Annotated in this window: 7 protein-coding genes; 3 read left to right on the top strand and 4 right to left on the bottom strand. The window is 65.9% G+C overall.

Annotation, left to right across the window (positions count from 1 at the left end):
* A partial coding sequence (locus ACFVVI_RS19430) for a 4Fe-4S dicluster domain-containing protein (protein ID WP_387446166.1) occupies positions 1-1,214 on the bottom strand: 1,214 nt, incomplete at its 3' end.
* Positions 1,215-1,671: 457 nt separating this feature from the next.
* Here ACFVVI_RS19430 and ACFVVI_RS19425 point away from each other — a divergent pair.
* Complete coding sequence (locus tag ACFVVI_RS19425) at positions 1,672-2,415, top strand: hypothetical protein (RefSeq protein WP_378635235.1); 744 nt, start codon at positions 1,672-1,674, stop codon at positions 2,413-2,415.
* Positions 2,416-2,482: 67 nt separating this feature from the next.
* Here ACFVVI_RS19425 and ACFVVI_RS19420 read toward each other — a convergent pair whose 3' ends face one another.
* The gene (locus ACFVVI_RS19420) at positions 2,483-3,013 is read right to left on the bottom strand and encodes a YdcF family protein (protein ID WP_378996923.1); all 531 of its coding nucleotides are present in this window, start codon (positions 3,011-3,013) and stop codon (positions 2,483-2,485) included.
* 247 nt (positions 3,014-3,260) lie between these two features.
* Between ACFVVI_RS19420 and ACFVVI_RS19415 the strand changes: the two genes are divergently transcribed.
* Positions 3,261-4,583, top strand: coding sequence for a UDP-glucose dehydrogenase family protein (locus ACFVVI_RS19415; RefSeq protein WP_378996920.1), 1,323 nt, complete (start codon positions 3,261-3,263; stop codon positions 4,581-4,583).
* Between the two features lie 90 nt (positions 4,584-4,673).
* Complete coding sequence (locus tag ACFVVI_RS19410) at positions 4,674-6,032, top strand: Hsp70 family protein (RefSeq protein WP_378996917.1); 1,359 nt, start codon at positions 4,674-4,676, stop codon at positions 6,030-6,032.
* 61 nt (positions 6,033-6,093) lie between these two features.
* On the opposite strand, the gene ACFVVI_RS19405 is transcribed toward ACFVVI_RS19410, so the two are convergent.
* Positions 6,094-7,365 carry a YibE/F family protein gene (locus ACFVVI_RS19405; protein WP_378996915.1) on the bottom strand — a complete coding sequence of 424 codons (1,272 nt, stop codon included), beginning with the start codon at positions 7,363-7,365 and terminating at the stop codon, positions 6,094-6,096.
* A 435-nt stretch (positions 7,366-7,800) separates the two neighbouring features.
* Entirely contained in the window at positions 7,801-9,045 is a 1,245-nt protein-coding gene (locus ACFVVI_RS19400; RefSeq protein WP_378996913.1) for a pyridoxal phosphate-dependent aminotransferase, read from the bottom strand.
* Positions 9,046-9,068 lie beyond the last annotated feature (23 nt).

Raw genomic sequence — 9,068 nt, 5'->3', positions numbered from 1 at the left:
TCGACACACGCACCACAGGTCGTGCACGACCACAACACCTCGGGATCGATGATGCCGTGGACGTCCTCGCCACCGACCAGCGGACGATCCGCCTCGGCACGCGCGGCCTCGGGGATCTTGGCCAGCGCGGCCTCGTCGGGCTTGCCGTCGGCGTCGACCAGACCGACCTCGTCGCCACCGGCGTCCTTGCGGCCACCGGCCAGCAGGTACGGGGCGGCGGCGTAACCGTGGTCGCGCAGCGACATGATCAGCAGCTTCGGCGAGAGCGGCTTACCGGTGTTCCAGGCGGGGCACTGCGACTGGCAGCGACCGCACTCGGTGCAGGTGGTGAAGTCGAGCCAGCCCTTCCAGGAGAAGTCCTCCATGCGGCCCGCACCCAGGGTGTCGACCTCGGGGTCGACGTTCTCCATGTCGAGAACCTTGCCGTTGGAGATCATCGGCGCGGCCGCGCCGAGGGCGACGCTGCCGTCGGCCTCGCGCTTGAAGTAGATGTTGAAGAAGGCCGAGAACCGGTGCCAGGCGACGCCCCAGGTGATGTTGCGGCCGACCAGGTACAGGAAGGCCATGCCCGACATCAGCTTGATGAACGCGAAGATCGACACCATGGTCGGGCTCGCGGGCAGCAGCTTGGCGATCTGCATGGTGAAGAAGTCGGTCGAGGCGTGGCCGTGGCCGTAGGTGGCGATCTTGCCGGCCTTGACGAAGATCATGCCGAGGCCCTCCATCAAGACGATCGTCTCGATGACATAGGCGGGCGCCATCTTGGAGCCGCTGAACCGCGACAGGCGCGCGGGAATCCGCGGGTGGTTCAGCTGACGGATGATGATCAGCGCGCCGATGCCGACCACGGTGCCGATGCCGAGGATCTCGTCGACCAGGTGGTAGATCGCCCAGTTGCCGATGATCGGCCAGTGGAACGAGCCGTCGAAGGTCTGGCCGTAGGCCTCGAACCACAGGATCGCGCCGAGGATGAAGCCGGTCATGACCAGCCAGTGCGCCCAGCCGACCGTGCGGAACTTGTTCATCCGCGTGTGGGCCGCGACCTCGACGAACATGTTCTTGAACCGTGGGAAGAACGGTCGCCAACGATCGGGGGCCGTCTGGCCGATGGTGATGGCCTTGCCGATGTTCCATGCGCCGCCGATAAACGACGCCCAACAGAACAGGCTGAGCACAGCTCCAATCGTGCCCAACGTGATAGTCAGGGCATTCATGTCGCGACCTTTCTTTCGAGGCAACACGAGGGTCTGAGCGAGGAGACCTCACCCGGTTGCTCGTATCGTAACCGCCACTAAGTTACCGGCCAGTAACTACCGCTGTCCACCGTAGGATCGGCATTTGCCGTCTGACCTTGTTTACTGGGACTTGACCTGTGGTTTGCCTGTGAGCAATATCACAAAAATGTTTGCTACGGGGTTCCCGTAGCGACTGTTGAACACCGTAAACCGTCCGTGAACTGCGGCGAAGCTAAGGTCAGGCTTACTAAGTCCATCGAAATTCGTTCTGGCCTCAAGGGATTCGGTCCATTAAGCTCCAGCTGTTCTGCATGCTGTGCTGGTCTTCACACTGCTCGGGGAGAAGTAGGGGACATCTCATAGAGATGCCTCGCTTGACGAGTCTCGCGTGTCGCTGGATCGCACACCGCACCACACCTGATGGATTGGAACCTGAATGAACTTCCGTAGGACCACTGCGGCTGCCGCGCTGGTTATCGGGGCGATGACCGTGGCCATGGGCACCGCTCATGCCGAAGAGGCACCGCAGGACATCAAGTACTCGGTCAAGCTGGTCGACAAGACCGTTGTCGCCACCGTGAAGAACGGCACCTTCTCGGTGGTCGAGCAGGCCGGCGAGACCCCTGAAGCACCCAAGACCAAGGTCGCCGAGATCAAGGACTCCCGAGGTGGCGTCGTTGTAGCGCTGCCGATCGCGTTCGCGATCAACGGCACCGAGATCCCGACCGCTGTCAAGGTTGCCGAGGACTCCACCGTGCTCTCGCTGACCCCGGAGAAGCCGGCCGGCGTGGACGTGGCGGCCAACCCGGTCGCGGTCAAGCCCGTCCTGAAGGGGCAGGAGATCGCCTCGGCTCAGGAGAACCAGAAGGCGATCAACGACTTCGCCGGCAAGTTCAGCATCGGCACCGCCATCGGCACGTTCGTCGGTACGGCCATCGGCGCCATCGCGGGCTGCGCTATCGGCTTCTTCGTTCTTCCGGTTGTTGGTTGCGTCCCTGGCTTCGGCACCGGTGCCGCTGTCGGTGGTGTGCTCGGCATGATCGCCATCGGTGGTCCGACCATGCTGGTCGCCGGCTTCGAGCTGCTCAACGTCATGCAGGCTGCGGACGGCACCACCGTGTGGGCCGACAAGCCGAAGGCAGTCGCGGCTCCGGCTCCCGAGCTCGCTCCGGCCAACTGAATAGGGCTTACCCCCACAGGTTTTCCACGTAAGGCCCCGCTCCGCTTCGGAGCGGGGCCTTACGCGTTCAGCAGTCGGCGAACCAAGCCTTCACGAATCCCGCCGACTGATACGCGTAGTCCCAAGCCCAGCGAGCGGGCGAGAGCCGCGGTTCCGGGTCGACGAACAGCAACTCGCCATCCCAGCATTCACCGAGGATGTACCGGGCCCGGGAGATGTGCGGGGTGAAGGTGACCACGATGACGCGGTCCCAGCCGGCCCCCAGGCGCGCCAGTTCTCGGCCTTCGCCGAGGGTCGTGCGCGGACTCGGATCGAAGCAGATCACCTCGAAGCTGTAGCCCCCGTGGCAGATTCGATTCACCATCGGGCTGCGTTCGTAGGGGTTGGAGACCAGCACCCGAGGCGCGTACCCCTGCGCGGCCAGCCGCAGCCCGAGTTGTTCGCGCCCGTCGTGCGCCCCACCGAGAACGAGAATCGCGTCGGCGACCTGCGGGTCGTCCGTGCGCGGGCGCACGTACACCGGCCACAACGCGACCACCGCGATCAGCACCACCACCAGCGCTCCACCCGTGGCGAACAGGACCCGACGCACAGTCAATGCTCCATCCGCGATGGCGTATTCAGGCGATCCCGCACGATTATGCCAATCCCCGCGAACCGGAGTGGCACGCCACGAGTGCAGGCCCACGATTCGAACCGTGCACCCGGCAGCTATCGCGTTTTCGCAGGTGAGAGCCCCGCACATCGATCATCTCCGCTCGCGTTTCCCCCTGTACACCAGATGTTGCGCCCCCTCTTGCCTCGCTGACGCGGCGTAGCCACGCGCACCGCTTACCAACAGAACTATGCGATGCACAGTCTTCGGAACGGGGTACCTCGGAGCCACGCATGCAGCGTGTATGGCCGAGTTGGGACACGACGTGGTCGGGGTGGACATCGATCCCGGCAAGGTGGCCAAGTTGGCCGATGGTGTGGTGCCGTTCTACGAGCCCGGACTCGAGGAAGTGCTGCAACGCAACCTCGCCGCCGGTCGTTTGCGGTTCACCACGGATTATTCCGATGCCGCGGCCCATGCCGACGTCCACTTCCTCGGGGTGGGGACACCGCAGAAGAAGGGCGAGTACGGCGCCGATCTGAAATACGTGCACGCGGTGGTGGATACGCTCGCCCCGATGCTGGAACGCCCGGCGATGATCGTCGGCAAGTCCACCGTTCCGGTGGGAACCGCCGCGGCCCTCGGCATTCGGGCTCGCGAGCAGGCGAAGGTCGACGTCGAGGTCGCCTGGAACCCCGAGTTCCTGCGCGAGGGTTTCGCGGTGCAGGACACCCTGCGCCCCGACCGCCTGGTCCTCGGACTGGATCACGGCCGCGAACGCTCGGCGTGGGTGGAGGAGCACATCCGCGAGATCTATGCCGACCTCATCGCCGCCGAGATCCCCTTCCTGCTCACCGATCTGGCCACCGCCGAATTGGTGAAGGTCTCGGCGAACGCCTTTCTGGCGACGAAGATCTCGTTCATCAACGCCGTCTCGGAGGTGTGTGAGGCCACCGGCGCCGACGTGACCATGCTGGCCGACGCGCTCGGATACGACGCCCGCATCGGCCGCCGGTTCCTCAATGCCGGACTCGGTTTCGGTGGCGGCTGCTTACCCAAGGACATCCGCGCCTTCATGGCGCGCTCGGGTGAGCTCGGCGCCGATCACGCCGTGGCGTTCCTGCGCGAGGTCGACAACATCAACATGCGCCGCCGGACGAAGGTCGTCGACATGGCCGCCCGCGCCTGTGGGGGTTCCCTGCTCGGCGCGAATGTGGCGGTCCTCGGCGCGGCCTTCAAGCCGGAATCCGATGATGTGCGCGATTCGCCCGCCTTGAACGTGGCCGGGATGATCCAACTGCACGGCGCCGTCGTCACCGTGTACGACCCCAAGGCAGTGGAGAATTCGCGCCGGGTTTTCCCCACGTTGAACTACGCCACCTCGGTCTCGGAGGCCTGCGATCGCGCCGATGTGGTGCTGGTCCTTACCGAGTGGAACGAATTCACCGCTTTGACGCCGGCCGACCTCGACCCGGTGGTACGGTCCCGTTCGATCATCGACGGTCGCAACTGCTTGGACAGCACGACCTGGCGTGCGGCCGGGTGGGTATACGCCGGACTCGGCACCCCGTAGAGTAACGAGCCAAGCGGGGGCTGGGCGGATTTCGGTCCGCGTTATCGCAGTCCCTCGCATGTCGTGCAGCACGGACGAGATGGGCAGCGGATGAGTTCGGTTCTGGGAATATCGGTGGGGGCCGGGACGGTGCGCCTCGCTCGTCCGCAGCACGGTGGCCCGCACGATTCCGTTCCGCCGTCTTCGTTCGAGGTGCAATCGATCTCGATGCCCGAACAGCAGGCCGAGGAGTCCGCCGCCGACGCGATCGCCGCCACGCTGGCCGCATCGCCGGAGATCGCCGCCACCACCATCACCTTCCGCAGCGAACCGCAGGCCAGGGCGGTCCGCGCGGCGATGGCGCGACGCCAGCTCACGAACTACCAGCTCGTTCCCGAAGCCGTTGCCGCCGTGCACTTCGCCCATGCCACCAGCGATATGCGGGAAGTATCCACCCTGGCCGTCTACGACCTGGGCAGTTCGGGTCTCACGGTGAGCGTGATCAACGCCCGCACCAGTGATGTGTACCAGTGCGAGCGGATCAGCGATATCAGCGGCGACTACCTGGATTCGCTGATCAGGGAGCAGCAGATCGCCTCGGGCCGGATCGCGCATCCGGCCGACCCGGCGGGTCTGGCCGCCCTCGACGGTCTGTGCCGGGCCGCCAAGGAGCAGCTGTCCAACAGCAACGCGGTGGCCCTCCCCAGCGAGCAGGGCCTGGTGCTGCTCACGCAGGAGAATTTCGAAGCGCTGATGATGCTGGCGATCGAGTCGTCGGCCCGGATGACCCGCGATGTCATCATCCGCGCGCAGCATCCGGTGCAGGCGGTGCTGGTGCTCGGTGGTGGCGCCCGGATTCCGTTGATCGCGCGCGTGCTCGAGCGCACGATCGGCGTGCCCGTGATCGTGCCCGCCGAACCGGAGACGGCGCTGGCCCGCGGTGCCGCGCTGCTGGCCCGCCCCGCCCAGGTCCAGCAGGCCCCCGTCGCCCCGGCGCCGATCCCGATGGGCGACCACGACGACGCCACCCCCGCCTGGCTCACCGCGCCGACCCGTGGTCGTCGCCCGCTCAGCGCACTCACCAGCCGCGCGCATTCGCGCCGGGAACTGAACGTGGCGGTGCTCACGGTGAGTTCGCTGGTGGTGGTCGCGGCGATCGGCCTCGGCCTCGGTTACGGCCCCGAAGTACTCGAGCGCGGTTCGTCGAGCGACGGTTCGCAAGCCGTCCCCGCCACCACCGCGCCGCGCCCCACCGCCGTCGGCCCGACGACGGCCTCGGTCGCGACGACCGAGGCCCAGCACGAAACCGTTGCCGCGCCACCGGTCAACCCGCGCCAAGCCGAGGAAACCACCGCCGCGCCGCCGTCGCAGGGTCCCAACACCTTCACCGTCGTCCCCGGGCTGCCCCCGGTGGTGCTGCCCACCCTGCCCCCGGTGGTCCTGCCCGGCTTCCCGCCTGCCGGTCAGTAACCGTTCCTGCTTCCCGGTTCGCCGAACCGAGCTCCGCGAGCCGGTCCGGCGCCGAACAGTCTCAGTTCCGCGCGTGCCTGGCCCGCGCGGGCGCCACAGTGGCCTGCTTCGCACCGAACGGCCGGGCCAGCATCACCGCGATCGCGGTCGTCAACGGCACCGACAACGCCAACGCGATACCGCCCACCGCCGATCGCGTGATCTCGATGGCCACCGCGTCGCCGGTCAGCACATCGGTGATCGATCGCCCCGCGATGCTGAACAACAGCAGCAACGGCAGCGCCCCACCGGCGTACGCGAGCACGAGCGTGTAGACCGTACTGGCGATGTGGTCGCGCCCGACTCGCATGGCCGCGGTGAAGATCTCGCGCCGCGACGCTCCTTCATCGAGCGCGGCGAGTTCGAAGGCCGCCGAGGCCTGCGTGATGGTCACGTCGTTGAGCACACCGAGCGAGCCGATGATGAATCCCGCCAGCAGCAACCCGGTGATGCTCACGTGCTGAATGTAGGTCGCCACGTTGGTGTTCTGTTCCTCGGACAGCCCCGTGAGATGGGTGACCTCGATCGCCAGCCAGGACAGCACGGCCGCCACCACCATCGACGCGAGCGTGCCGAGCAATGCCGAACTTGTCCGCAGATTCACCCCGTGGGCGAGGTAGAGCACCACGTACAGAATCAGCGCCCCCGACACCAGCGCGACCGGGATCGCCGACTTCCCGTCGAGCAACGCGGGCAACAGGAACATCACCACCACGCCGAACGCGAAACACAACCCGACCAGCGCCCGGAATCCCCGCCACCGCGCGACCACACAGATCACCACGACGAAGGCGAGCACGATCAAGGTCAGCGGCAGCCCGCGCGAGTAGTCCTCGAACGCGTACATGGTGACCCCGGACGGATCCGCGGCACGGACCACCCGGATGTCGTCGCCTGTCCGTAGATCGGGCTGCCCCGGCCCCGGCGCGATCTCGAACAGCGTCTTCTTGCCCTCGTCGGGTCCCGACCTGATATCGATGATGCTGCGCTGACAGGTGTAGGAGGAGGTCCGCGGCGGTTCCGGCTTGTCGGCGAACACCTTGCCGTTCGATGGACTCCCGCAGGGCCCGATGTCCTGCATGACAACGGTTCCGGCCTCGGTCTCCACGGCCCCACCGGACATGGTCTGCATCGGCAGCGGAATCTCGACGTGCTGCGCGCTCGGCCACAGAATCACCGTCGCGACCAACACCACCGCCCCGATGATCGCCAACAACCCGACGACAACCTTCGCCGCGGTGTCACTGATGGCGATGGGCCCGGAATGGTCGTGATGGTGATGATGCTCGCTCACGACCAGAGCTTAAAGGACCTCGTTTTCAATAACACGCCCGCAACACCAGATCTCGCGACAACATGGACAACTCCAGTACCCCTGGTCGCACAAAAAAGCCTCCCCGGGTCCAGGTCTGACCTGGACCCGGGGAGGCGGGTTTGTGGGCGGCGGAGAGCAGGGGGGTGTCTCCGCCGCCGGAGGCAGGCGCCCAGGGGGGTAGGCGCGCGTACCTAAGGCTCTCGGTTGTCCAGGGGGGGTAGACAACCGGGCCAGGGCGCCGAAGCGCCGAGGTCTACTGTACACAAAAGATGGACTTTTGCACTAGTAGATCTTCAAAACATCCAACATTCCGAACTCACAGTCTGTTTTTCCTGGCATACCAGGATGACCATCCTGCCCAGAGCCCATAAACTCACTGGTCAAAGCCGTGACAGGTGAGCATCGCCTGTAACTCTACTGCCGGTAACTGGACAGGAAATTACCGAACCGCTCGATCGCCACGGCCAGATCCCGCGCCCACGGCAGCGTCACGATTCGCAGATGGTCGTTCGCAGGCCAGTTGAAGCCGGTCCCCTGCACCATCAGGATCTTCTCCTGCAACAGCAGATCCAGCACGAGCTTCCCGTCGTCGTGGATCTCGTGCACGTTCGGATCCAACCGCGGGAACGCGTACAGCGCGCCACGCGGCTTCACACACGACACACCGGGGATCATGTTGAGCCGCTCCCACGCCACATCGCGCTGCTCGAGCAAGCGCCCGCCGGGCAGGATCAGATCGTCGATGCTCTGATGGCCGCCGAGCGCCACCTGAATGGCGTGCTGGGCGGGCACGTTCGGGCACAGCCGCGAGGACGCGAGCAGGTCGATCCCCTCCAGGAAACCGGCCGCGTGGTCCTTCGGCCCGGTGATCGCGAGCCAGCCCGAGCGGTAACCGGCCACCCGGTACGCCTTCGACAGACCGTTGAACGTCAGGCACAGCAGATCGGGAGCGAGCGAAGCCAGCGAGATGTGCTTGGCGTCGTCGTAGAGGATCTTGTCGTAGATCTCGTCGGCCAGCAGCAGCAACCGGTGCTTGCGCGCCAGGTCGACGATCTGCTGCAACACCTCCGCCGAGTACACCGCACCCGTCGGATTGTTCGGGTTGATCACCAGCAGGGCCTTGGTCTTGTCGGTGATCTTCGATTCGATATCGGCGATATCGGGCTGCCAGCCGTTCTCCTCGTCGCACAGGTAGTGCACCGGAGTACCGCCGGCCAGGCTGGTCATGGCCGTCCACAGCGGGTAATCGGGGGCCGGGATCAGCACCTCGTCGCCGTTGTCGAGCAGCGCCTGCATGGTGACGGTGATCAGCTCGGACACCCCGTTGCCGAGGTAGACGTCGTCCACATCGAGCTCGGGGAAGCCCGGCACCAGCTCGTACCGGGTGACGATGGCACGCCGCGCCGACAGGATCCCCTTGGACTCGGAATACCCCTGGGCATACGGCAGCGCGGCGATGATGTCGCGCATGATCACATCGGGGGCCTCGAACCCGAACGGGGCGGGATTGCCGATGTTGAGCTTGAGAATGCGGTGGCCCTCGGCCTCCAGGCGTGCTGCCTGTGCGTGAACCGGCCCACGGATCTCGTAGACCACGTTCTGCAGTTTCGTCGACTGCTCGAGAACGCGCGGGGGCACATGCGGCGATTGAGGACTCACGCGTCCATGTTGCCATCCGGGGC

This window comes from Nocardia sp. NPDC058114, from assembly GCF_042884695.1.
GTDB lineage: Bacteria > Actinomycetota > Actinomycetes > Mycobacteriales > Mycobacteriaceae > Nocardia.
The sequence above is the reverse complement of the archived record's forward strand: the minus strand, read 5'-3'. Positions and strand labels throughout refer to the sequence as shown.